Consider the following 23,917-nt stretch of genomic DNA (forward strand, 5'->3'; position numbering starts at 1 on the left):
GTTAAATGAAAAAACTCTGTACACGACAAATTTCACAGAACCCTTATCCTATCAGGATTCTGCCTTCTTAAAATTGCCAAAATTTCCTTAAACTCTTCTTTTTTCCCAAAACCAATTAAACGCTGAATCGCCATTTGAACATAGTCTAAACCATAGCGAAATAAACTCATTGAGAGTCGTCCATGCTTCTTTATTTTTATCGCTTTTTTTTGATCATGTTGCCATTCACCCGTTAAGTAACACCAACAGAAGCTTATAGCTAACACCGCAATCAATTTTTTCACTCGTCTAGGGTCTGTCAAGCGCGTATTTTCAAGATTAAACCCGCGTCCTTTGAGACAACTGAATAAGGTTTCAATTTCCCAGCGTAATGCATAATCCTGAATAGCATTGGCATTAAACTGAGGAGAAACGACGAGTAAAAGCTCTCCATTTTCTAACTGTAGTGCACTTATATATAGTTTCACCCGACCAACCAAAATCCGTCGTTTACGACATTCAATTTGACCAACTTTAAGATGGCGAAATAAATCACTAATTTTATGATTCTTTCCTAAATGATTGGTGACAATGAAGTTTTTTTAACACGAATGCAGAAGTTGATGTCTTGTTCAATTAACCATGTAAACCACTGCTCACCGATAAACTCTCTGTCTGCGAACACATTCACAATACGGTCTTTACCAAAAATGGCTATAAAGCGTTGAATCAAAGCAATACGCTCTTTCGTATCTGAATTTCCACGTTTATTAAGCAATGTCCAAAGGATAGGTATCGCTATTCCACGATAAACGATTGCGAGCATCAGGATATTAATATTTCGTTTTCCCCATTTCCAATTGGTTCTATCTAAAGTCAGTTGCACTTGGTCGAATGAAAACATATTGAAAATCAACTGAGAAATTTGACGATAATCAAAATACTGACCTGCAAAGAAGCGCTGCATACGTCGATAAAATGATTGTGGTAAGCACTTGATGGGCAAGGCTTTAGATGCAGAAGAAAGATTACATGTTTGCTTTAAAATAATCACAAGCATGATGAGCGCAAAGCACTTTAAATGTGACTTGTTCCATTTTAGAGATTTGTTTAAGATAAGATATAGAATATCTCCATTATTGTCGCCGCCAGCCTTAGTTACAGCTGCTATGATGAATGAGATCGAAAACTGAAATCCCCCACTAGAATTGTTGACTGGAGTCAAAATGAATAAAAAGCGGCCGGTTAATCTTGATATTCGAACCATTCAGCTTCCTCTCACGGCGCTTACATCGATTCTGCACCGGATTTCAGGAATTATGCTCTTTATTTTTCTGGGACTGATACTGTATATGCTGAGCAAATCGTTGGAGTCAGAAAAGGGTTTTAATGAAGTCAAGGAGATTTTTTCTTCACCTTTCGGCAAAGTTAGTTTCTGGTTGGTATACTCTTCATTTATTTATCATCTCGTAGCCGGAATTCGACACCTAGTTATGGATGTGGGTGTTGGTCATACTTTGAAAGGCAGCAATCGCGCCTCTACTATTGTTTTAGTAGTGTCGGGTGTTTTAATGGTTGCTGGCGCCGTATGGATTTGGTAGCTGTGGAGTCGTAATGCGTATTTACAAGGACTAAAAGCGTCCTTTAAAGCTAACTTACGAAAGTATTTATAATCGACGGTTCACGCTTAAACGGTTGAATCCTTTCGGGCTTCCGAATAGCTGTTAGCTGAAAGCTATCATGAGCTAAGTTTTCTGTGCATCATCAAATGTGTTAATGGGAGCGCCATAGTACTAGGTACAAATATGGCTCTAGGACAATGTTAGATGTTTTGGATTTTGAGGCGGATCGCTCTTATCGAAGATCGTCTAATTCGCTCTGAAGCGCAGGTTTTTTGAAACTATCACCTGGTTGGCACACTGTGCGAATCAACATCAGATATGAGAAAGCCAATCAGGTGAACACTACCCTCGAGGGCTCATCTGTCCAGTTAAAGCCTCGAGTCTTTCTGGGTGCGCAAAAGACAAGAAGGTTATATGGGAAAATTATGAGGCCTGGATACCATGCGTCATGGGCGTGCCGATGCTGTGAGTGACAGAGCGAGAAGCAAGTGAAAGTCCCTGAAGTAGGGGCGGGATGCGCCCGAGTGGCATTTTTTGTCTTAAGGTAGATCGCGTAGCTGTTCTTCAGAATAATCTTCAGAGCGTTGACGACAGCCATCGCTGTGCATTCCTCAAGAATAGAATGTGTCGGAAGGGTGGCGTCATTGGTGTTAGTCATCGCTTAGGATTTCTCAATCTGGCTTACACGGGCGCCTGTACCGATATCCCCGCGGATGGCGACGTATCGATGTTGAATTCCTCGCCAGACGAAGTGCAATGAGCTGCGGCTATAGGCTTGCGCAGCCTTAGATAGCCGGCCGTCGCAGGCGCGCCGGTTGGCCGGGATCTTCTTCTGCCCGTCAGGTGTCCGGTCGGAACTCCAGCACGAACGCTACGACCTTTTCGGCGGACATTTCGCACGGCTTCAACAATGTCCTATCTGATGTAACGCGGAAGAGGTTGAAGCTGACAATGTCAGTCCCGTCCAACTCCCTGGCGAACAGACTGTTGCGACGTCCGTCCCCAGATCGCCGGACGATCAAGCTGAAACGCCGGCCTTCATAAGTCCCTTCTCTGTATCCCTCCGCAAGCTTCGCGAAAGCGGCATCGAACTCGGAATGCTCCATGTCATCCATCCTTATTGATAGAACAGAGGCGCGGCGGGTGCGAGACCGCCAGTGCCGGGTCGCGCTAAGGTGCCGGGCAGATTCCTGCAGCCGACGAGGCCCGGGGTGGGCAGGATAATTGAGATGTCGGCGCCCGCATGGCTATCAGCGAAGTCGTCCGTCCAGTCTGCTAGGCAACGTCCACGCCTTTCCAGAAAGCGATGTAATCCCGGATACCCTCGGCATCCGGAGTGGGGGCGGGATAGGTCCAAGCGGCGTTCACGTTGAGCGCGTCACCCGCGCGAACATGAAAGAAGCGCGCGGCGCCTTTGATCGGACAGACAGATGTGTGCGGGCTCATCTCAAGCAGGCTCAGGTCGACTCCTGACGGTGGGAAGTAGTGATTTCCCTCGACGATGACTGTTTCGTCGCTTGTGGCGATAGTAGTGTCTTTCCAGATGGCTGAGACCAACGGACTCTCCTTTTGTATTCATCAACCGGCGAAGGCTCGCGGGCTGGCTGCCCCAAGCCGCACCTCCTCAGGTGGCAGGCGGGTTGCGCCCGAGAAGTTTGTCGAGCTCGCCTCTGACATCGAGCGCGAATAGCTCATCGGAGCCACCGATAAGGGTGCCATTGATGAAGATCTGCGGCACGGAGCTTCGCCCCGACGCTTCCGCCATGGCCTGCCGGTGAGCCGGATCCGCCTCAATATCGAGCTCCTTCCATCGCACGCCCTTTTCCTTGAGGAGCGCCTTCGCTCGGCGGCAGAACGGGCACCAATTCGTGGTGTACAGCAATACATCAGTTGTCATATTGCATCTCCGGCAGTTGCACGCGGATCGCTGTCATGGCGTTGATCTCCAATTCGCGGCGTTCAAAGATGGCGACTGCACCTTGGCCGACATCGGAGCAGATGCTGACGATTGGCCGCTATCCAGGCGACATGGCCCAAAGTGCTTTCACCGCCAGGCAGAGGCCGCACGCGCCTCCTGTAGCGCCGAGCCGATGCTCTAAGGTAACCGAGCCTCGATTGGGACGGAAGCGGTCCCGCTCGAATCGCCCATCATGCTGGTCGAGCATATCAGGACGACGGATAGTGCAGGAACTTTCAAATTGAGCTTGATGTCGAGCCAGGTATCGCGAGCGAAGGCGTTCTAGAGGCCGGGGGGTACGAAGACTGTGTTCGGCAAAACGGTTCACGTTGATCGCCAAAGCTTCCCAGGGCGCACGTCTACGATCGGCGCGACGTGAGATAGCTCGCGCCGCTAGCCCCCGTAGCGCTCCGTCTTGATGATGGAGGCGTCCAAGCCCGCCAGCAGCGCGCTATCGGTTGCGATGTTGACGAATCCGTTAGACCCGCAGACGAACACTTGCGTCGGCTTTCCCTGAAGCCTGGTTAGAATTTCTTGGACCATCATGCCGTCGATCCGTCGCGCAAAGTCCGATGCGCGAACCGGTTTCTCGCGCGTAATCGCGAGCGCCAGGACGAACGCCGGATCGCTGATTTCGATGCAATGAAGTTCTTCTGAGAAGAGAACGTCCTCGGCGGTTCGTGCGGACAGGAGCAACGCTGTCGGAACGGCTTGGGCCAATGCGCGGCGCTGCCGGATCATTGCCATCAACGGCACGAGGCCGGAGCCTCCCCCGATCAACAGAACCGGATCTATGGCAGGCTCAGGCCAAAGGAAATGGCCACCGAGCGGACCGCGAACTTCGATTTCGTCACCAATCGCCGCGATGTCGTGAAAAAACGGCGAAACTTCGGCATCCGGCATGCGCTCGATAGCTATCTCGACGATCGGGGTCGAAACTGCCGATGACGCGATCGAGTAGCTGCGCATTGCACTGTAGCCGTCGGGCGCGGTCAGCCGGATATCGACGTGCTGACCTGCGGTGTGCGCGAACGGCTTGCTCAACCGAAGGAAGAAGCTCTTGATACTCGGTGTTTGCTGGATGATGTCGTCGATCACGCATGATTGCCACGAACGGACTTGCGCTTCGTTTTCAGTCATGGGTGTATCGTTGTTCGCGCCACGGATCGCCGTAGATGTGATAGCCGTGCAGCTCCCAAAAGCCGGCCTCGTCACGCGTCGTGAATTGCAGCGCATTCACCCATTTGGCGGATTTCCAGAAGTAAAGGTGCGGCACTAGAAGACGCGCCGGCCCCCCATGATCGCGGGAAAGTGGCTTGCCCGCATAACTGAGGGCGACCATCGCTTTCCCGGAAAGCAGATCCGTCAGAGGGACGTTTGTCGAATAATTATCGTAGCAGTGCGCCAAGACGAAATCGGTAGGCCGATCAAGCTCTGCATCTGCAAGGATGTCTTCAATGAGTACACCCTCCCAAACGGTATCCAGTTTGGACCAAGAGGTGACGCAGTGAATATCCTTTGTCACCTGGGTCTTTGGTAGAGTGTTGAATTCGCCCCAATTCCACGTTTTGACGGGCTTCGGACCAATTTTGACTGTGAATTTCCAGTCGGAGGGCTCTACCCTCGGCGTAGGGCCGGCCGACAGAACAGGGAAATCCTCCACCAGATGCTGACCTGGCGGAATCCGATCGGACTGGTCGCCTGAACCGCGACCGGTGAAACCTCTGGTGACCATAGTGACCCCTCTTGCTCGATACGGCAGACCGAAGCCGGCCTTCATTTCAGTACTCTGCGTAAAGCATTTGCCCGCACATCCGCCGAATAAGCCAATCGACTAAAAATCAGATACAGATGCTCTATCATCGTAAAAAATCGCGTATCGAACATAGCGTCAGGCCAGCATGATTCCCAATACCCAATGGCTATAGGGTAGATAACCCCAAGGCTGCGTACGCTGATCTGCGGTATGCGGAGCGGAAGTTGCAGGTTCGCTCTCAAACGGATGGGCAGCGTGCAAAGCTCAAGGCTCACCAGCGCATGGTTGCCCAGTTCGCGCTCGCCGGCAGCTTGAGTATATTAAGGACGAAATGTCGATCTGATCTATTCTGGCTTCAGGAAATAGGGAAAATAAGGTCGGACGTTCGCGCACCGTCGCGACGCGCGATCATCCACTAAGCTTCTGTATCGGGGTTGGAGGATCAGATGAACGAGATCGAACGACAAGCGCCTGAGCTGCGGGTGCAAAAATGGATTGGCAAAGATGGGGAAAGTATCGCGCCGTTCAAACTGTCAGATATCGGGCCCGGCCCGAAAATCTTGTTTGCCTTCCAGCATTGGTGCCAAGGTTGCCATTTGCATGGGTTTCCGACGCTACAAAAGTTGCATGCAGCGTTGAGCTCAAAAGACGTGGGGTTCGCAGTGATCCAGACCGTCTTCGAAGGAACGCATGAGAATACCTTCGAGAAGTTGCGCGTGAACCAGCTCAAGTATGAGCTTCCTATCGTTTTCGGTCACGACGAGCAACCGACCGGCTCGCCGTTTCCAACCTTCATGGAAGACTACCGCACACGAGGAACTCCGTGGTTTACGGTTATCGACGCTGGCGGTAGCATTGTTTTCTCGGACTTCCATCTCGACGCGGAGCTAGAGTATGGCTTTTTGCGTGTGCGCTGTGAAGATTGTCATCACGAGCGTTTGGTCGCTTTCAGCTGCAAACGGCGTGGTTTCTGCCCCAGCTGCGGTGCCCGCCGGATGGTGGAGAGTGCCGCACTTTTGGTGGATGAAGTATTTCCCGCAGAGCCTATTCGCCAATGGGTGCTGAGTTTTCCTTTCCAGTTGCGCTTTTTGCTGGCCCGTTACCCGGAGCTGATGGGCAAGGTCTTGAGCATCGTTTACCGTATACTCTCAACCCATCTGATTAAGAAAGCGGGTTTTACCAAGGCTACGGCACAAAGTGGATCGGTAACGCTCATCCAACGCTTTGGCTCCGCGCTGAATCTGAATGTACACTACCACATGCTGTTTCTCGACGGGATTTACACCGAAGACGGCCATGGTAAACAGCGCTTCCATCGGGTCAAAGCGCCGACCCACGATGAGCTGAATACCCTCGTCCACACGCTTAGCCATCGCATTGCTCGCTGTCTGGAAAAGCGAGGCGTATTAGAGCGCGATGCCGAGAATACCTGGTTGACTCTGGAAGAGGAGGAAGGCGATGTGCTGACGCAACTGCAGGGCGCATCAGTGACCTATCGCATCGCCACCGGTCCTCAGCAGGGGCGCAAGGTCTTCACCCTACAAACCTTACCGGGGCGAGAGAATCAGGCCGACACCAACAGCCGAGTGGCGAACTATGCCGGCTTCTCGCTACACGCCGGTGTCATGGCCGAAGCGCATCAGCGAGATAAGCTTGAGCGCCTGTGTCGCTATATCAGTCGGCCAGCGATCTCGGAAAAGCGTCTGGCATTGACCGCCAATGGACAAATCCGCTACGAGCTCAAAACCCCTTACCGCAATGGCACTACGCATGTGATCTTCGAACCACTGGATTTCATTGCCAAGCTAGCGGCTTTGGTACCCAAGCCTAGGGTCAACCTTACTCGATTCCACGGGCTTTTTGCACCGAACAGCAAACACCGCGTTCAAGTAACACCCGCTAAGCGGGGCAAAAAGCCCGATCAATCGGAAGGTCTCGATACTGGCTGGTGTGACAAGAGCCCCGCAGAGCGCCACCGCGCTATGACCTGGATGCAACGACTCAAGCGTGTTTTCAACATCGACATCGAGGTCTGTGAACACTGCGGTGGCCAAGTCAAAGTGATTGCAAGCATTGAAGACCCGAAGGTGATTGAGCTGATTCTTAATTACCTCAGGCAGAAAGCCGCTAAGGTTGACGCTGCCAAACAGCACGAATTGCCGCCAGAGCGAGCCCCGCCACTGACTCCCAGCCTGTTCGACCCATCGCAGACTTGCCTATTTAATTGACGCGCCTAAGTTCTCAATCCATGCACTGTCAGCCTTTGCGGCAGGCCGGTGGGGCAACTGTCGGCTAGAGATCCATTCGCCAGGCACTTTTCGGTCAAATCGACCAAAATACGACCTGCTTTAGGCGCTGTGAAGCTAAATTCTGGGGCTTAGGCAATAAAAATGAGCAGCAATTTCGGGTATGATACTTCAGCTTAGGGGTGAAAAGGTGCTTTATACTTCCTATACTCAAATCTATATCTTTAATGCGTAGTTGTAATAACTCTGTCAATCTCATGCCTGTGCCATAGAGCATTTTAGCCATTAACAGATGAATACCTGATAAATGTTTAAAAACGGACTGAACCTCTAGGTGTGTTAATGCTACAGGTAATCTTTTGGGTTTATTGGGTCGATTTAATTCTAGTAACCAAGGTAGCCCTACGCCAAGTACCTCCTTATATAAGAAAAGTAATGCTGAAAGTGCTTGATGATGTGTAGATTGTGAAACATTTCCCACGTTCACCAAATGTGACAGATAAGATTCCACTTCCAATCGACCCATCTCTTGTGGATGACGCATTTGATGAAAAATTACATAGCGTTTTATCCAACCACAATACGCTTGCTCAGTTCGATAACTCATATGCTTATAGCGTATACGTTGTCTAACTAAATCGAATAGTTTTGGGTGCTGAGTTGTCATCATATTATCCTTGTTATTTTTTTTGTTTAATGATAATTTTAGTTTAAATAAATCAATGCTTTTTGTTGTATTTTTAATCAAATAGGTGTCTTATGCAGCAAGTTTTTTTTTCATCTTATGTGTCACCTCTGCCGCATAAGAGTAGTTGGGCGTCTTCATCCAATCTGTGAGGCTTTCATCCAATGAAGAAAGCAATCCTTCTCGTTGTGTCTCATGTGTGCGTTCTCGCGGCGGGCTTCGCGCTTGGTGTCTATGCGCTTCCTATCCTTACCGCCCCTACTGCACCCACGCTAGCCGAAACCTCGCTAGCAGCGAGCCAAAGCATCTACAAGGGGGAGTTCCGGCGCGACCTCAAAGACAGTGACGCCCTCCATTGGGGGCAAGGCACAGTGAACGTGGGCTCAAAGAGCATTGCGTTCACCGGCAAGCTAGCGCCTGGCCCTGACTACAAGCTCTACCTATCTCCTGAGTTCGTGGAAACGGAAAAAGACTTTGCACGTCTGAAGCCGCAGATGAAACGCATAGGCGATGTTCGTACCTTCGAGAACTTCGTGGTTCCTGTGCCTGAATCAATAGACGTCTCGCAGTACAAAGCCGTCATCGTCTGGTGTGAGTCTTTCTCACAGTTCATTACTGCCGCTGAATACAGGTAGTCCATGCTCAGTGCAAAGACGCCCAACACTTCCATCGAGAGGGACGTCCAAGGGCTGTCGCCCTCGGCCGCCCCTCATGTCAAACGTTAGGCAATAAAACTATGTCATCATTTTCAGACTCTAAGGCAATCAGTGGCTACGCAGAAAACGCTACATTCGATAATCCCACAGAGCGACTAGTGAAGCAACTTGAGCAAGGTTAATCGTTGGAAGGTGGGCAATCATCCTGATTGCCACCCATCCCCTGATGCCCACTACAGGCGTTGCGCGCTGTAACTCTGTTGATCAGCGTGCGAAAACCCGGATCCGGATAGGAGGAGCGTCAACGATTGAATCAATCCGTTGGGAGAGGGCGGCTCCGCTCCGTCAGCTCGGCAATAGATAACCCATTCTCGCCGAGCAACTCTCTGATCCGATCGACGATATGAGCCCCTAGCGCCGCTGTCTTGGTCCCCCCCACAGATTCCCAAGATGCGAGTTCACACGCCGATACCTCGTGGTCAGCGCCGAAGTGCTTCTGTCGGTATGTCACCGCCGCCCTTCAATGATAAAGGCGCGGTAACGGGAACCGGCAAAGCGTTGAGCAGCGATGGTTTGGTAGGCGGGACTGTCATACCAGTCGCGAGCGGCCTGCATCGTCGGGAAACGCAAGATTACGGCCCCTTCGATGGGCGGCCCCTCCAAATGCTGGATCGCGCCATAAGCGGCGAGAAAGGTAACGTCGTGACCATCGAACGATGGTCCGACGCCTGCAGAATAGGTTGCGAGTGCATGTGGGTCGCTGGTTTCTTCCCGCGTAAAGACGACGAACGCTTCCATCATTAGGCCTCTCAAAGGTTGGATCTGTTGGCCATTACCACCGGTGATGGCCTCACAGTCGTCAGGCTGGCAACTGGAACCCGATTTTCATGAGTGCCTCGACGCACGCATCCTGATCCTGCTGATAGTTGCCTCCGGAGATGCCTATGCCGCCGATCAACTTCCCATCCTCCAGAATCGGATAACCGCCGCCGACAGCGACCATCCGAGGGCGATAGGCTAGCGGCGCCACTTTTGGATCGTTGGTCACATAGTCGTTCCAGACATGGGTCGGGAACCCAAACGAGGCGGAACTCCAGGCCTTGTCGATGGCAACATCGACGGTAAGGAACGGCGCATCGTCGGTGCGCTCGAACGCGCGCAGGTTACCGGTGGCGTCGACGACGGCGACGGCAGCCGGGATGCCGATGGCACGGGCCGCAGCGAGCGCCGCGTCGATGAGGGCGACTGCGGTTTCGCGGTTGATCGAGGCGGTGGCAATAGATTTGGTCATGGGATTCTCATCGCTGGGGCATAACCCGTTCGGCTTTTTGAGGTTGGACAAGATGTTTGGCGATCGCGGTCGTTAGAAGCCTTCGAGGACGATCTTGCCTTTAGCCGCGCCACTTTCGATCAGTGCATGCACCGTCTTCAGATTGGCGGCATTGATCGGCGACAGTCGCCGGGTCAGCGTCGTGCGGATTTTGCCGTCGTCAACCAGCGCTGCCATCGCATCCAGAATCTCGCCCTGCTCATTCATGTCGGGCGTGCCGTAGATCGACCGCGTGAACATCAGCTCGTGGTGGATCGACACCGCCTTGCGCTTGAAAACCATGATATCGAATGCCTTGGGATCGTCGATCAGTCCGAACCGTCCTTGTGGGGCGATCAGTTCGGCGATGTCGGCGACATGTTGCTCGGTATGTGTGGTCGAAAAGACGAAAGCGGGAGCACCGATGCCGAGTTCGGCGATCTGTGGCGCGAGCGGACGAGAATGGTCGATGACGTGGTGAGCTCCAAGCCCTCTTACCCACTCTTGGGTTTCCGGTCGAGAGGCTGTGGCGATGACGGTGAGGTCCGTGCGCTGTCGCGCGATCTGGACGGCGATCGACCCAACCCCGCCCGCGCCACCGATGATGAGGATCGCCTCCGCCGCACCGGGTACGGGCTTCGCCACGTCCAGGCGGTCGAACATCGCCTCCCAGGCCGTCAACGTCGTCAGCGGCAGCGCCGCCGCTTCCGCCCAGGAGAGCGACGCAGGTTTGTGACCGACAATCCGGGCGTCGACGAGATGGAACTCCGCATTGGTACCGGGCCGTGTGATCGATCCGGCATAATAGACCTCGTCGCCTAACTCGAACTGCGTGACGTCGGGGCCGACCTCGCGCACAATCCCGGCGGCATCCCATCCCAGCACCTTCCAATCGCCATCTGCCGGCGGCGTGCTGTTGCGGACCTTGTAGTCGACCGGGTTGACCGAGACGGCCTTCACCTCAACCAGGATATCGTATCCTGCAGCGACAGGCCGAGGCAGATTGATGTCGACCAGCGCGGCATCCGCGGCGATGGGTCCCGGAACCTTGTAACCAATGGCTTTCATAAATGTCTCCAGCTTGCTTGATCGGATGACGCGAATGCTCGTTAGTCAACTTCTTCTACATTGAGGTCCCGACTCTTGAACTGGGTCGCGGTAGCAGATTTCATCGAACACGTCGATCAACAGGCCTTTATGCTCTGTCGCCGGATCGGTGATCGCGTAGATGTTGGAGGCATCTTCGCCGTCGTCCCCGCTCTCGAGGCGCAACGCCGCATCGACGCGAATGCTGCATGCATCGAGGGTTGACCCTAGTTCGAGATCGACGAGATTGCCGTCCTTGACGCGGTATTCGCGGTCATAGCCGTTGGCGATGAATGACTGGACTGCTTCTAGAACGTCGGTCACCTGGGAGGTCATGGAAGCACCTTCATCTTGAACTGGATTGGACACGCTCGCGCACAAAGCGCGCTGTGACTCGGCGGACGGAGAAGCTCGCGAAGTGCGTTACTCATAGCCACTTGGCCTTCTTGAAGCGCATGAACAGGAGAAGGCAGAACACCGCTATCACTCCGAGCACGACGAAGTAGCCATATGGCGTGTCCAGTTCCGGCATGTGCTTGAAGTTCATGCCATATATTCCGGCGATCGCCGTCGGGACCGTCAAGATCGCCGCCCAGGCCGCGAGCTGGCGAGTGACCACACCGATCCTTTGCGCTTCCAGAAGGCTGCTGGCCTCGAAGACCGTGGACAGGACAAGCAGGAGGCCGTCGACCATGGACTGCACGCGGTGGACATGGTCCGCGACGTCGTGGAAATATGGTGTCATTTCGGCGCTGATGCAGGGAAAGTGGCCGCGAACGAGCTTTCGCACCAGCTCGGCCATAGCCCCGAGCGTGCGCTGGAACCGCGTGAGTTCGGACCTTAGTTCGAAGATTCGCGCCACCTCTTCTGGCCCGAGGAAATCGTGCAGCGACCGTCGCTCCATCGCCAGGACGTCGTCCTCGATCATTTCGAAGATGGGCAGATACTGGTCGACCACTCGGTGCAAGATCGCGTGCAGCACATAGTCGACACCCTTGCCGAACTGCGTCGGCGATGCCTCGAGTTGCTCCCGAAGTTTGCCCAGCGCTCCGGCATTGCCGTGCCGCACGGTGATAAGGTGATTGTGACCGGTGAAGATCGCCATCTTGCCGTAGCTGATCCGGTCGCCGACCAGCTCGGCGGTCTGGGCGACGACGTACAACTCATCGTTGTAGACCTCGAGCTTGGGCGGGCACAGCGGGTGCATGGCGTTGTCGATCGCCAAAGGATGGAGGTTATACGTCGTCTGGATCGCGCTGAGTTCGTCTGCGGTGGGCTCGCTAAGCGCGATCCAGCAGAAGCCCGAGCGATTCTCGTTTAGTTCGACGTGCTCATCGAGCCTGATTTCACGGACTCGCTTACCTTCGTTGTAATAATATGCGGCGATAATGGTCATGCAGGCCTCGCAGGAATTCGCAGGCCACGCTGTACAGCCGGTCGCGCCAGCCCGCGTTCGAGCCATGCCTGCACGTTCGAATAGCTACTTAGGCCGAGGATGTCGCCCGCTGCGTAGAATTCGACCAGCGCATTCACCCAGCCAAACGTCGCAATGTCCGCGATCGAGTAATCATCGACAATCCATTCGCGGCCCTCCAGCCGGTGATCCAGGACCCCGAGAAGACGCCTGGATTCATCAACAAAGCGCTGCCGAGGTCGCTTGTCCTCATAGTCCTTGCCGGCAAATCGCAGGAAAAAGCCTAGCTGTCCGAACATCGGCCCGATGGCCGACATCTGAAAGAACACCCACGCTAGGGTCTCGTAACGCTGGCCTGGTTCGGTGGAGATGAACTGACCCGTCTTGTCGGCCAGATAGAGGAGGATCGCACCGGATTCCCATAAGGCGATGGGTCTACCGTCAGGGCCAGCCGGATCGATGATCGCCGGTATGCGTCCGTTCGGGTTCAGCGACACGAACGCCGGATCCTTCGACTCGTTGTTCGAGATGTCGATCAGGTGGGGCTCGTACGCCAGGCCAGTCTCCTCAAGCATGATCGAGACCTTGACGCCATTGGGCGTAGGGGCTGCGTAGAGTTGCAGGCGATCGGGATGAGATGCCGGCCAGCGCTGCGTGATCGGAAAGGACGAGAGGTCTGGCATAAATCTGCGATCCTGGTGTTGCGATGGCGACTGACTGGAACGAGCCGTCACTCTGAAGTAGGGTTCGATGACCGCGTCGCTGAACGACGCGGTCACGAAGATTGCGGACCGGACCGGCGCAGTGGCAACGGCAGTGAAGCCTATTCCGCCGCGGTCCCGGCCGCTGGCTGTACGTCGTCAACCTTTTGGCGCTTCGGAAGCACCCAGCCGGGACGGACGAAGTGGCAGGTGTAGCCGCCCGGGCGCTTCTCCAGATAATCCTGGTGATCGGGCTCGGCCTCCCAGAACTCGCCGACCGGCTGGACCTCGGTCACCACTTTGCCATCCCACAGCCCCGAGGCATCCACATCGGCGATCGTATCCTCGGCGACGCGCTTCTGCTCCTCGTCGACATAATAGATGCCCGACCGGTAGGAGAGCCCACGATCATTGCCCTGGCGGTTCAGCGTCGTCGGATCGTGGATCTGGAAGAAGAATTCCAGGATGTTCCGGTAGCTCGTCACTGTCGGGTCGAAGACAATCTCGATCCCCTCGGCATGCGTGCCGTGATTACGATACGTGGCGTTCGGAATATCGCCGCCCGTGTAACCCACACGGGTCGAGATGATGCCGGGCCGCTTGCGGATCAGATCCTGCATGCCCCAGAAACATCCTCCTGCGAGAACAGCGCGCTGATGCATGTTAAGCCTCCTCTACTTGATCGAGATATTCACCGTATCCCTCGGACTCCATCTCGTCGCGCGGGATGAAGCGAAGGGACGCTGAGTTGATGCAGTACCGCAGACCGCCGCGGTCGGAAGGACCATCGGGGAACACATGGCCGAGATGACTGTCTGCGTGTACTGACCTGACCTCCGTCCGGACCATGCCGTGTGCGCTGTCCCGCACCTCGTTCACGTTTGCCGAAACGATCGGCTTGGTGAAGCTGGGCCAGCCAGTACCCGAATCGAACTTGTCCGTCGAAGCGAACAGTGGCTCTCCCGACACTATGTCGACGTAGATGCCAGGCTCCTTGTTGTCGTTGTACTCGCCCGTGAAGGGCCTTTCGGTGCCCGCCTCCTGGGTAATTCGGTGTTGCTCGGGAGTCAGGTGGTCGATTGCTGTCTGTGACTTTTCAAACTTCATTACAGTCTCCAATACTTATCTAGAGGGCCAGGCACGCTACCGCTAATTTTTTATGTCTCCTGATTTGCTCCTACAATGGTAGTGGGATGGCAAACGAGGTTTTACTAAGTGTTGGAAAATTAGAGATTTAAATTTCGCGTCTATTAATTCTAGCGCAACTGAGTGGTTAAGCAAGTACGTAATCAGTAAATATTAAAAAAATAACACAAAAGCACGATTATATAATACAGTGTCAGTGTTTTATGATAATCAACAACGCCTGTTTAGATGCTGGTAGATGCGAATTTTTTGGCGTACAGTCAAAATTTTCTGATGGTTGCTTAGTGTGTTGGCGCTGATGGAAAATTGACCCACCCTGCCGATTGAAATTTGACCCAGGGCGGATTGCTGATTTTGTTACCAGCAACTGTGGATAAGTCTACCAGCGCAGCTGCTGTTGCCCCCACTCCTTCGCTAGCCCAGTTCAGTTGTTTAAGACCTGCCACACGCAGCCATGTAGCAGGCCGTCGTCGCCATGAAATCAGAACGGCTCATCGTCCTCCGGTTCCTGGCCGCCCTTACGCTTTCGCTCCCGTGATTTGATCTTGGCCTGGGCCGCCAAGCTACTGTGTTGCAGGCGATAGGACTCGTTACCGGTTTCGACGATGTGGCAGTGGTGGGTCAGCCGATCCAGCAGGGCGGTGGTCATCTTGGCGTCGCCGAACACGCTCGACCATTCGGCGAAGCTCAGGTTGGTGGTGATCACCACGCTGGTGTGTTCGTACAGCTTGGATAGCAGGTGAAACAGCAACGCACCGCCGGCCTGGCTGAAGGGCAGATAACCCAGTTCGTCGAGGATGACCAGATCCATGCGCAGCAGAGCTTGGGCGATCCGCCCGGCTTTGCCGTCGTGCTTTTCGCGCTCCAGCAGATTGACCAGATCGACCGTGGAGTAGAAGCGCACGCGCTTGCCGTGCCGGGTGATGCCGGACACGGCCAGCGCAGTGGCCAGGTGGGTTTTACCGGTGCCAGGCCCACCGATCAGCACCACGTTCTGCGCGGTGTCGGTAAAGGCCAGACTGGCCAGTTCGCTGATCAAACGAGCGTCTGCGCTGGAGGCGCTGAAGTCGAAGCCGGCCAGGTCGCGGTGCATCGGCAGCTTGGCCATGTTCATCTGGTGGCTCACCGAGCGCATGGCGCGATCTGTGTGCTCTTGTTCCAGCAGGTGTTCGAGCAGCCACTTGGACGAGGCTGTGTTCGACTCACCCTGCGCAGTCAACTCCGCCCAGGCCGTGGCCATGCCGTGCAGGCGCAGCTCCTTGAGTGATGTGTGCTGAAAAAACAGGAGGTTTTAACTTGGTAAACTAAACACACTCATCAGGAGTTTACCATGAGCAAGAAACACAAGACTTACACCACAGAATTTAAAGCTGAAGCCATCAAATTAATTGAAGCCAATCAAGGCAATGTCTCGGAAACAGCTAGACAACTTAGCATTTCAATGCAAACTCTTTCAAATTGGAATACCAAAGCAAAGGCTGGAACTTTAGCAGGTACAAAACAGTATTCACCTGATCTAAACGCTCTACTCGAAGAAAATAAAAAACTCAAACAACAGCTCAAAATAGCTGAAATGGAACGTGAATTTTTAAAAAAGGCAGCAGCGTACTTTGCCAAAGAAAGTCAGTAAGGTACGCCTATATGAAACAAAAAAGATATTCTTTTCCAATTACCTTAATGGCTCGATTACTTCATGTTTCAGTTTCATGTTTTTATGATTGGCTCAAGAGAGGCGTGAGCAAAAGAACGATTCAACGAAATCAACAGACGATATTGGTGAAAATAGCCCATGAGGAGACAAGGCAGAGCTATGGTTATATTCGATTAACCAAATACTTACAAGCTCAGGGCATAAAAATGAGTATGTACGCTGTACGTCAGATAAAAGCGCTGAACCACCTGTATTGTAAGCGACACAAGCGTTTTAAAAGGACTACGAATAGTGACCATAATCGAGCGATCTATGAAAACCTGCTGGAGCAACAATTCTCAATGACTAGACCAAATCAAGCATGGTCAAGTGATATTACGTACATATGGACTGTTGAAGGATGGCTGTACTTAGCAGCGGTAAAAGACCTTTACACGAAACAAGTGGTTGGCTATAGCTTAAATGAGCGCATGACAGCACAGCTTGTTTGTAATGCGCTAAATATGGCTATTCACAATCAAAAACCAACCAAAGAACTGATTGTGCATTCAGACAGAGGAAGTCAATATTGCAGCCATGAATATCGAAATATACTTGAGCAATATGGTTTTCAAGGTTCAATGAGCAAGCGCGGAGACTGTTACGATAATGCACCGATTGAAAGCTTTTGGGGAATACTGAAAAATGAGTTAGTGCATCATTACAACTATCAAACCAGAGAAGAAGCCAAAGCAGATATTATAAAATACATTGAATTATTTTATAATCATCGAAGAATTCAAAAGGGTTTGGGTTTTAAGACACCAAATCAAATGGCCGAAGACTTTTATAAGTTGGCTGCCTAGAATCTCCCAAGGGAAAGTCTCCTGATAATTCAGCGTATATCATTAACTTTTTAAATCTAAAAAACAGGAATTTCATTTATGTCTAAACACTATGATTATATTGCGATTGGCGGAGGCAGTGGCGGTATTGCATCAGTCAATCGTGCTGCCATGTATGGTAAGAAATGTGCACTGATAGAAATGGGTGATATTGGTGGAACCTGTGTCAACGTAGGATGTGTTCCTAAAAAAGTGATGTGGTATTCAGCTCAAATTGCCGATGCGATTCATAAATATGGTCCTGACTATGGCTTTAATACAGAATTGAAATCCTTTAACTGGAAGAAATTAGTTGAAAACAGACAAGCCTATATCAGCCGAATACATACATCGTATGACACAGGACTAGCTAAAAATAATGTTGATGTCATTCGAGGTTTTGCAAAATTTTTAGATGCTCAAACAATTGAAGTAAATGGTGAAACGTACACAGCTGACCATATTTTAATTGCTACGGGGACTCAAGCATTCAAACCTGAAATTGAAGGTGCTGAATATGGTATTGATTCCAATGGTTTCTTCGGATTAGAACACTTACCGAAGCGGACTGCTATTGTTGGTTCTGGCTATATTGCTGTGGAATTGGCAGGTGTTCTTAATGCATTGGGTTCGAATGTACAATTATTTATTCGTAAACATCAGCCTTTGCGTGGATTAGATCATTTCCTTGGTAAAACACTATTAGAGAATATGCGCAGTGAAAATATTAACGTGCATACTCATAGTCAGATTAACAAAGTGACTAAAGTTCAAGATAACTCACTTGTATTACACCTAGAAGATGGTACAGAACATAGTGTAGATTGCTTGATTTGGGCAATTGGTAGAAAACCTGCAACTGAAGCGATCAATCTTAATAAGACTCAAGTTCAATTGAACGAGAATCGCTTTATTCATGTTGATGCATATCAAAATACAACACAGTCTGGCATTTATGCAGTGGGTGATATTACAGGTAAAGTCGAGTTAACACCTGTTGCTGTGGCAGCGGGTCGAAGACTGTCTGAACGTTTATTTAACAATAAGCCAAATGAACATTTAGATTATGAAAATATTCCGACTGTGGTGTTTAGTCACCCACCTATTGGAACAGTTGGATTAACCGAAGATCAAGCCATAGAAAAATTTGGTAAAGATGCCATCAAAATTTATAGTTCTTCCTTTACATCCATGTATACAGCGATAACAGAACATCGACAACTCACAAAAATGAAATTAATTTGTGTAGGAACTGATGAGAAAGTGGTCGGAATTCATGGTATTGGATACGGTATGGATGAAATTCTGCAAGGCTTTGCTGTTGCTTTAAAAATGGGAGCAACTAAAAAAGACTTCGATAACACTTTAGCAATTCATCCGACTTCTGCTGAAGAATTCGTCACAATGCGTTAATCATTGATCATCTAAAAGAGCATTTATTTATATATTTGCTCTTATTTTTATATTCTATATCCAAATTATGAACTTTCAACAACTTAGGATTATTAGAGAACTCACTCAACATAATCTCAATTTATCACAAACAGCACATGCTCGGCTTTGTTGCACAAAGATTTGAAATGCAAAGCGCCCCTAATTGAGCCAAATTTAAGGCGTAACTTGGGTAAGTGGTCGACCTAATTCCGTAAATCTGTTAAGGACTGCTACACGTGCATGGATCTCATTCACTTGGCTATCAAAACTCCTTGCACTGAGTTTATCTCCTAATAATTTGATGCAATGCATCTTAGTTTCAACCAAACTTCGCCGATGATAGCCTGACCATTTTTTCCATAGTGTCCTGCCTAAACTTTTAATTGTTCGAAGTAATTCATTTCGCTCTAGCGAGCTGCTTGTTCTTTGTATCTTTCCATGGTTTCGCATTTTTTTCTAGGTGGAATCATTGCATGCGCTTGCCGATCTGCAATGACCTGACGGCATTGCTTGGTGTCATAAGCTCCATCGGTATAAACAGAGTCAATCCGCTCATCTTGTGGAATCTGATTAAGTAAATCACCAAGCACCTGTGAATCACTGACATTATTGGTTGTAAGCTAAACTGCTCGTATTTGCAGGGTTTTATCATCTATACCAATTATGTAATTTAAGCCATTGGCGACGAAATTCAGGTCCATGTTTCTTGCGTTTCCATTCGCCCTCACCTAGAAACTTCATGCCTGTAGAGTCCATGAGTAGATGCAGTCCATCGCTACTTTTTTGGTAGCTAATTGCAATATCAATATGCTTTTGTCTTCTACAAAGCGTGGTGTAATCTGGAGCTATCCAATTTAATCCGCAAAGTTTAATCAGACTTTGCACAAAGCCAGTAACCATACGTAAAGACAGACGGAATAAGGATTTAATCATTAAGCAGCATTGGATGGCTGCGTCGGAGTAGGTTTGATTTCGCCCTTGTTTGCCTTTTGATGGCGCATACCATTGCGTAGCAGGATCAAACCAAATGGCAATATTTCCGCGACTCATGAGTGCTCGGTTATATGCGGGCCAATTGGTTGTGCGGTAGATTTTGTGTGTAGGCTTCTTCATTTGAAAATTATATCGCTGAAAAACCCTTTACAGATAGGTTTGTGCAACAAAGCCGTTTCCGAGACATTGCCTTGATTGGCTTCAATTAATTTGATGGCTTCAGCTTTAAATTCTGTGGTGTAAGTCTTGTGTTTCTTGCTCATGGTAAACTCCTGATGAGTGTGTTTAGTTTACCAAGTTAAAACCTCCTGTTTTTTCAGCACACATCAAATGGCTGGATGTCCAGATCTTCCGCATTAGAGCGTTTAGAACAATGGAAAAACGTTGCGTTTAACCAATATCTAGATCCAACGATCCGCAACCAAAACAACCAAAAAATTGTCATTTCTCTTTTTGATTTGTCTGGCACATGGTCTCAACCATGGGTTGATGCTGGCTATCAAGTATTTCGCTTTGATATACAGGCAGATCCTTATTTTGGCGATATTAATAACTTCAGCGTGGAATTCTTTAACGAGCTTTTTGCATGCTTTGATGGTTTGGACGTTCATGCGATTTTAGCTGCATGCCCATGTACTGACTTTGCTGTTTCTGGTGCAAGACATTTTACCGCCAAAGATGCTGATGGTCGCACGTTAAGCAGTATTGAGCTGGTGTACCAAACTTTAAGAACAATTGAATTTTTTAAACCGAATATTTGGGCAATTGAGAATCCAGTAGGGCGTATTGCGAGCTTAACCGGGTTGTCGCCGTGGCGTCTGTCGTTTGATCCGTTTCATTTTGGTGATACATACACAAAGAAAACATTATTGTGGGGCCGTTTCAATGCCGACCTACCAATTGCACCTGTTGAACCTGTTGAGGGCTCTAAAATGCACCGCCTATACGGTGGCAATAGTATTGCGACTAAGAATGCTAGAAGCGTAACGCCTGAAGGTTTTGCATACTCATTTTTCACGGCAAACAACGCACATAGCAATTCGTTAATGACGATTTGCAACAAGTATGATCGTTTAGATCCTGAGCTTTTGAGTCGCTGTTTAAATAGCGGTTTGAGTGACTACGACATCTCTAATTTGATCGATGACGATTATTACGACTGTGATGATTATTCAGCACATCAAACATTAGAAAGTGCCGTTGAAAGCATGGGGGTGGCTGTATGAATCTGAGCAAGGTTATTCATGCTTATAGGTATCTGTCTCCAGAAGATGTACCGCATGAATTAAGAGATCTAAGCCATAAAGGGGCATTTGTAAGAGGGAATTTCTATGTATAACTTGCTTCCACATGAATTAATCGTTGATAACTTTGCTGGCGGTGGCGGTACATCAACTGGTTTAGAACGTGCGTTCGGTAGACCGATTGATATTGCAATTAATCATGATCCGAAAGCCTTGGCCATGCATCGCATCAATCATCCAAAAACAAAGCACTACTGCGAGAGTGTTTGGGATGTTAACCCTGTAAAGATTACGGGCAATCAACCTGTTGGCTTGGTTTGGCTTAGTCCAGACTGTAAACATCATAGCCGTGCGAAAGGTGGCAAGCCGTTAAACAAGAAGATCCGCGGTTTAGCTTGGATTGCTTTAAGGTGGGCTGCAACAGTTCGACCACGAATCATCATGCTTGAAAACGTGGTTGAGTTTGTTGAATGGGGTGATTTGGATAAGAACGGTAAACCGATTTTAAAGCGGAAAGGGCGAACGTTTAACTGTTTCGTGAATGCGCTCAGGTACCAAGGGTACACGGTCGAATATCGTGAACTACGAGCATGCGACTATGGTGCACCGACATTGAGAAATAGATTTTTCTTAATTGCTCGGCGTGACAATTTACCGATCGTCTGGCCAGAACCCACACATGCTGAATTTGACTTTTTTGCACCTCAAAAAACGAAAAAACAACCATGGAAGACAGCTGCTCAATGTGTGGACCTTAATTATGAATGTTTAAGTTGTGTGCCCACCTGCGTAACCGCTGACGACTTGCTGAACTCCCTGAATCTGTAAAAATACGGCTTCAGTACACCAAAAGCATCCCCCACCGAAAAGTGCCTGTTGCATGGTTGATTCCTCATTCAATTAAATAACTCAATCGGGCTGATGGTTAAATTCCAGCTCATCAGTATGAAAGATAAAAAAGCCTGTCCATACAGGCTTTTTGTAGGGAAGTATTAACGCGGCTGAACAGCACTTTCCAGCTGGATCAAGAGATTTCCATGGCGATCCAGTAATTTTAAGGTTTTAGCAAATACCTGATAATGCGTCACTTTAGCTAAAGCTTCATTAAATTTCTGATCAAGCTGATCGTTGTTCATGCAAGCCATACGGGTAGTAGCCATTTGACTCAGGGTCAGCGTATCTTTTGCTGCTGTGTAGCTGCCCATAATCCGGTTACAGCTATCTGAACCTGAAACGCGCTGGGTACTGGCATCAAATTGCAGACTCGGAACATTGCGTGCGGTTGGCGCAGTCTTGATTTCAGTATTACCAATCTGGGTCGCAATCCAAGTACGATTTTGCAAAAGTTGTAAATGATTCGCGGTTTGTGTCGTGGCTGTATTGGGCACAGTTTCGCAGCCCATGACCGTTAGAACCGAGCCTAAAATCGCGATTGCAGTTAATTTTTTTAGCATGAGAGATACTCTGATCATTGACTAGCTATTTGTATATAAACAAAAAAATGATCAAGGTTCCAGTTGATTTTGTATCTTTATTGAAGTGGATTTGCTACACAGTTATCGCATGTCGGGTTTTGGTAGGCCCTGCCGGATCAGGCGTGAATAGTCCTGACTGGAGAGATTAGCGGTGCGTTCTACCCGTGGATTGACATGTGCCCGTTGATACCAAGTGTGCATATCCCAAGACTGTTCTAGTACTTTAAGATCATAGAGATAATTCGGTAAATAGCCGGAGGCCAGCAACCGGTAATCTGAGGGTAGCTGTTGTTGCGATATCGCCTGAACCATATCAAAGACTAGTGTGGTGCAATTACTGGTCAGGGTATTGTACCATTTTGGCTTTTGGGCCAGCTCATCGGCCTGACGCAGATATTCCTTGAATAGCGCTTTAGCCTGAGCTTGCGGCATTTTGACTGGGAAAAAATAGACCTGTTCACCACGGACATTGCTACGGGTATAGACAATATCCTTTTCATCCGATGCGACCAGACTCAGTTCATATTTTCGGAAAAAGCCACCAATCGCTGAAAACTCTTCATTCTTTTCCTTGCGGATTTCAATCGAGAAGGTGAGTGGCTTTTGATTGGCAAAATCGAAGCTGACCAGGGTATGGGCAATTTTAGGCCCCATCCAGTAGGAAGTAATGATGTTCACGCCAGTAATCTGATTCAGATCAAAACTGCGGCTTTCCCAGCGTTCGATATAGCGACCATCGGCCTGCCAGTCAAAGTTGCGGATATTGTGTAAGGTAACCTGATCGCCTTGCTGCTCATAATGCAGAAGCTGGGAAACCTCAGGATTCCACTCTCGATCCTGACGCGCTTCCAGACTGAAATATCCTAGCAAACAGAATAAAAAGGCCAGAAGATAAAGAACGCTATCCACTTGGCGGGAGATCAGATGCCGGGTGAAATAAATCCCGAGAACGACCAGCGCAAAGGTCAGCCAGAGTCCAATCAGTATCAAGCTGCCGATTTTGCCGATGGGAAGATGAACCCACAGCATGAGGCTGAGCCACAGGCTCGACAGAATGACGAATAAAGTAAACAGGCTGCCCAGCAGCCACAGACTCCAATGTCTGGAGATATATTCGCGTCCCTGCATCATCACTTTTTCATGAGAAATAGGTTTTATTTTCTGTAGGTTGCGAACTCAAAAGCAATGCCGGTTTTGTCATCAATATGTTGTTCTGACGCTATCTTCACAAAATCATTTGGAATTTTAGGATAAAAAATATCACCTTCAACATTTAAATCAACATGAGTAAGCTCTAGTCGATCCACAATATTGATGGTTTGCTTGAAAATCTCACCACCACCAATAATAAAAATTGTATTTGGTTTCTCTGATGCTTGAACGTCAGGAATAGATTTCTCTAAGGCTTCTTCGATTGAATGTGCAACTTTAACGCCGTCAAAATTCCAATTATGGTTTCGAGTAATTACCCAATTTACACGTTTAGGAAGCGGACGACCAATCGAATCAAAATTTTTACGACCAAGGATAATTACCCCACCTTGGGTAATTTCTTTAAAGTGTTTTAAATCAGCAGAAATATGCCAAGGCAGATCGTTATCCTTACCAATACAACGTTGGTTGTCCATAGCAACCACATGTACTACTTCAAAACTTTGGAAAGTCATAACTTAATTGTCCGGAACATATTGAATATCACA

The 23,917-nt window shown here is 49.6% G+C and carries 25 protein-coding genes and 5 pseudogenes; 8 read left to right on the top strand and 22 right to left on the bottom strand.

The window, feature by feature from the left end; translation table 11 throughout:
• Positions 1 to 32 precede the first annotated feature (32 nt).
• Positions 33 to 1,108, bottom strand: a protein-coding gene (locus CDG62_RS01595; protein ID WP_117008103.1) for an IS4-like element ISAba1 family transposase whose coding sequence is annotated in 2 segments (ribosomal slippage) — positions 33 to 583 and positions 583 to 1,108 — 1,077 coding nt in all. Because the reading frame shifts where the segments join, the coding sequence is not laid out codon by codon here.
• A 97-nt stretch (positions 1,109 to 1,205) separates the two neighbouring features.
• Here CDG62_RS01595 and sdhC point away from each other — a divergent pair.
• Positions 1,206 to 1,580: a succinate dehydrogenase, cytochrome b556 subunit gene (gene sdhC / locus CDG62_RS01600; RefSeq protein ID WP_005005993.1), complete on the top strand. Its 375-nt coding sequence runs from the start codon at positions 1,206 to 1,208 to the stop codon at positions 1,578 to 1,580.
• A gap of 860 nt (positions 1,581 to 2,440) precedes the next feature.
• Here the strand turns inward: sdhC and CDG62_RS19520 are convergent.
• The 5 genes from CDG62_RS19520 to CDG62_RS01630 all read right to left on the bottom strand — a co-directional run bounded on the left by CDG62_RS19520 (position 2,441) and on the right by CDG62_RS01630 (position 5,293).
• Positions 2,441 to 2,707, bottom strand: coding sequence for a hypothetical protein (locus tag CDG62_RS19520; protein ID WP_003464988.1), 267 nt, complete (start codon positions 2,705 to 2,707; stop codon positions 2,441 to 2,443).
• A 169-nt stretch (positions 2,708 to 2,876) separates the two neighbouring features.
• Entirely contained in the window at positions 2,877 to 3,158 is a 282-nt protein-coding gene (locus CDG62_RS01615; protein WP_003464986.1) for a DUF427 domain-containing protein, read from the bottom strand.
• Between the two features lie 67 nt (positions 3,159 to 3,225).
• Positions 3,226 to 3,498, bottom strand: a complete 273-nt coding sequence (grxC, locus tag CDG62_RS01620) for a glutaredoxin 3 (protein ID WP_005005995.1) — start codon at positions 3,496 to 3,498, stop codon at positions 3,226 to 3,228.
• A 453-nt stretch (positions 3,499 to 3,951) separates the two neighbouring features.
• A complete protein-coding gene (locus tag CDG62_RS01625; protein ID WP_002118292.1) occupies positions 3,952 to 4,698 on the bottom strand; it encodes a ferredoxin reductase in 747 nt (248 codons plus the stop codon).
• A complete protein-coding gene (locus CDG62_RS01630) occupies positions 4,691 to 5,293 on the bottom strand; it encodes a sulfite oxidase-like oxidoreductase (RefSeq protein WP_003464980.1) in 603 nt (200 codons plus the stop codon). The genes CDG62_RS01625 and CDG62_RS01630 overlap by 8 nt, the downstream gene beginning before the upstream one ends.
• A 467-nt stretch (positions 5,294 to 5,760) precedes the next feature.
• Here CDG62_RS01630 and CDG62_RS01635 point away from each other — a divergent pair.
• Together CDG62_RS01635 and CDG62_RS01640 are read left to right on the top strand one after the other, a co-directional pair.
• Positions 5,761 to 6,201, top strand: a pseudogene (locus CDG62_RS01635) (TlpA family protein disulfide reductase); the annotation flags it as partial.
• Positions 6,199 to 7,542 (top strand): annotated as a pseudogene (locus tag CDG62_RS01640) (transposase); the annotation flags it as partial. The pseudogenes CDG62_RS01635 and CDG62_RS01640, both read left to right, overlap by 3 nt.
• A 94-nt stretch (positions 7,543 to 7,636) precedes the next feature.
• On the opposite strand, the gene CDG62_RS01645 reads toward CDG62_RS01640, so the two are convergent.
• A complete protein-coding gene (locus CDG62_RS01645; protein ID WP_198054698.1) occupies positions 7,637 to 8,308 on the bottom strand; it encodes a phage integrase N-terminal SAM-like domain-containing protein in 672 nt (223 codons plus the stop codon).
• Between the two features lie 101 nt (positions 8,309 to 8,409).
• On the opposite strand from CDG62_RS01645, the gene CDG62_RS01650 reads away from it, so the two are divergent.
• Positions 8,410 to 8,880 carry a DM13 domain-containing protein gene (locus CDG62_RS01650; RefSeq protein WP_039048263.1) on the top strand — a complete coding sequence of 157 codons (471 nt, stop codon included), beginning with the start codon at positions 8,410 to 8,412 and terminating at the stop codon, positions 8,878 to 8,880.
• Positions 8,881 to 9,408: 528 nt separating this feature from the next.
• On the opposite strand, the gene CDG62_RS01660 is transcribed toward CDG62_RS01650, so the two are convergent.
• The 9 genes from CDG62_RS01660 to istB all read right to left on the bottom strand — a co-directional run bounded on the left by CDG62_RS01660 (position 9,409) and on the right by istB (position 15,797).
• Positions 9,409 to 9,702, bottom strand: coding sequence for a DUF1330 domain-containing protein (locus tag CDG62_RS01660; protein WP_010591688.1), 294 nt, complete (start codon positions 9,700 to 9,702; stop codon positions 9,409 to 9,411).
• A gap of 58 nt (positions 9,703 to 9,760) precedes the next feature.
• Positions 9,761 to 10,192, bottom strand: a complete 432-nt coding sequence (locus tag CDG62_RS01665) for a GlcG/HbpS family heme-binding protein (protein WP_005006001.1) — start codon at positions 10,190 to 10,192, stop codon at positions 9,761 to 9,763.
• A 72-nt stretch (positions 10,193 to 10,264) separates the two neighbouring features.
• Entirely contained in the window at positions 10,265 to 11,278 is a 1,014-nt protein-coding gene (locus tag CDG62_RS01670; RefSeq protein WP_002118279.1) for a zinc-binding alcohol dehydrogenase family protein, read from the bottom strand.
• 45 nt (positions 11,279 to 11,323) lie between these two features.
• Positions 11,324 to 11,632 carry a hypothetical protein gene (locus CDG62_RS01675; protein WP_005006003.1) on the bottom strand — a complete coding sequence of 103 codons (309 nt, stop codon included), beginning with the start codon at positions 11,630 to 11,632 and terminating at the stop codon, positions 11,324 to 11,326.
• Between the two features lie 91 nt (positions 11,633 to 11,723).
• Positions 11,724 to 12,692, bottom strand: a complete 969-nt coding sequence (locus tag CDG62_RS01680) for a magnesium and cobalt transport protein CorA (protein WP_002118270.1) — start codon at positions 12,690 to 12,692, stop codon at positions 11,724 to 11,726.
• Positions 12,689 to 13,393 (bottom strand): glutathione S-transferase N-terminal domain-containing protein, encoded by a 705-nt coding sequence (locus CDG62_RS01685; RefSeq protein ID WP_005006007.1) that lies wholly within the window; start codon positions 13,391 to 13,393, stop codon positions 12,689 to 12,691. Before CDG62_RS01685 ends, CDG62_RS01680 begins: the two co-directional genes overlap by 4 nt.
• 140 nt (positions 13,394 to 13,533) lie before the next feature.
• Entirely contained in the window at positions 13,534 to 14,073 is a 540-nt protein-coding gene (gene msrA, locus CDG62_RS01690) for a peptide-methionine (S)-S-oxide reductase MsrA (RefSeq protein WP_003464967.1), read from the bottom strand.
• A gap of 1 nt (position 14,074) precedes the next feature.
• Positions 14,075 to 14,518 carry a peptide-methionine (R)-S-oxide reductase MsrB gene (msrB, locus tag CDG62_RS01695; RefSeq protein WP_003464965.1) on the bottom strand — a complete coding sequence of 148 codons (444 nt, stop codon included), beginning with the start codon at positions 14,516 to 14,518 and terminating at the stop codon, positions 14,075 to 14,077.
• Between the two features lie 520 nt (positions 14,519 to 15,038).
• The gene (istB, locus tag CDG62_RS01700; RefSeq protein ID WP_074964445.1) at positions 15,039 to 15,797 is read right to left on the bottom strand and encodes an IS21-like element ISPst3 family helper ATPase IstB; all 759 of its coding nucleotides are present in this window, start codon (positions 15,795 to 15,797) and stop codon (positions 15,039 to 15,041) included.
• 90 nt (positions 15,798 to 15,887) lie between these two features.
• On the opposite strand from istB, the gene CDG62_RS01705 reads away from it, so the two are divergent.
• Positions 15,888 to 17,053, top strand: a protein-coding gene (locus CDG62_RS01705) for an IS3-like element ISAba22 family transposase (protein ID WP_085944217.1) whose coding sequence is annotated in 2 segments (ribosomal slippage) — positions 15,888 to 16,146 and positions 16,146 to 17,053 — 1,167 coding nt in all. Because the reading frame shifts where the segments join, the coding sequence is not laid out codon by codon here.
• Positions 17,054 to 17,131: 78 nt separating this feature from the next.
• Positions 17,132 to 18,484: a glutathione-disulfide reductase gene (gene gorA, locus CDG62_RS01715; RefSeq protein ID WP_002122354.1), complete on the top strand. Its 1,353-nt coding sequence runs from the start codon at positions 17,132 to 17,134 to the stop codon at positions 18,482 to 18,484.
• A gap of 195 nt (positions 18,485 to 18,679) precedes the next feature.
• On the opposite strand, the pseudogene CDG62_RS01720 reads toward gorA, so the two are convergent.
• Positions 18,680 to 19,618 (bottom strand): annotated as a pseudogene (locus CDG62_RS01720) (IS5 family transposase).
• Positions 19,615 to 19,761, bottom strand: coding sequence for a transposase (locus CDG62_RS01725; protein WP_005028587.1), 147 nt, complete (start codon positions 19,759 to 19,761; stop codon positions 19,615 to 19,617). The pseudogene CDG62_RS01720 and the gene CDG62_RS01725 overlap by 4 nt, the downstream one beginning before the upstream one ends.
• Positions 19,762 to 19,836: 75 nt before the next feature.
• Here CDG62_RS01725 and CDG62_RS01730 point away from each other — a divergent pair, with 75 nt between their 5' ends.
• Positions 19,837 to 20,724: a DNA cytosine methyltransferase gene (locus CDG62_RS01730; RefSeq protein ID WP_052146695.1), complete on the top strand. Its 888-nt coding sequence runs from the start codon at positions 19,837 to 19,839 to the stop codon at positions 20,722 to 20,724.
• Between the two features lie 105 nt (positions 20,725 to 20,829).
• Positions 20,830 to 21,516, top strand: a pseudogene (locus CDG62_RS01735) (DNA cytosine methyltransferase); the annotation flags it as partial.
• On the opposite strand, the pseudogene CDG62_RS01740 reads toward CDG62_RS01735, so the two are convergent.
• From CDG62_RS01740 to dfrA41, 4 genes and pseudogenes are all read right to left on the bottom strand, one after another.
• Positions 21,514 to 21,624: pseudogene (locus CDG62_RS01740) on the bottom strand (peptide-methionine (S)-S-oxide reductase); the annotation flags it as partial. The pseudogenes CDG62_RS01735 and CDG62_RS01740 overlap by 3 nt on opposite strands.
• 110 nt (positions 21,625 to 21,734) lie before the next feature.
• Complete coding sequence (locus CDG62_RS01745; RefSeq protein ID WP_033917524.1) at positions 21,735 to 22,196, bottom strand: META domain-containing protein; 462 nt, start codon at positions 22,194 to 22,196, stop codon at positions 21,735 to 21,737.
• Positions 22,197 to 22,298: 102 nt separating this feature from the next.
• On the bottom strand, positions 22,299 to 23,348 hold the full coding sequence (locus CDG62_RS01750) for a DUF4105 domain-containing protein (RefSeq protein WP_077170331.1): 1,050 nt from the start codon (positions 23,346 to 23,348) through the stop codon (positions 22,299 to 22,301).
• Positions 23,349 to 23,371: 23 nt separating this feature from the next.
• Positions 23,372 to 23,884, bottom strand: a complete 513-nt coding sequence (gene dfrA41 / locus CDG62_RS01755; protein ID WP_004729503.1) for a trimethoprim-resistant dihydrofolate reductase DfrA41 — start codon at positions 23,882 to 23,884, stop codon at positions 23,372 to 23,374.
• Positions 23,885 to 23,917 lie beyond the last annotated feature (33 nt).

It is taken from the genome of Acinetobacter sp. WCHA55, assembly GCF_002165305.2.
GTDB lineage: Bacteria > Pseudomonadota > Gammaproteobacteria > Pseudomonadales > Moraxellaceae > Acinetobacter.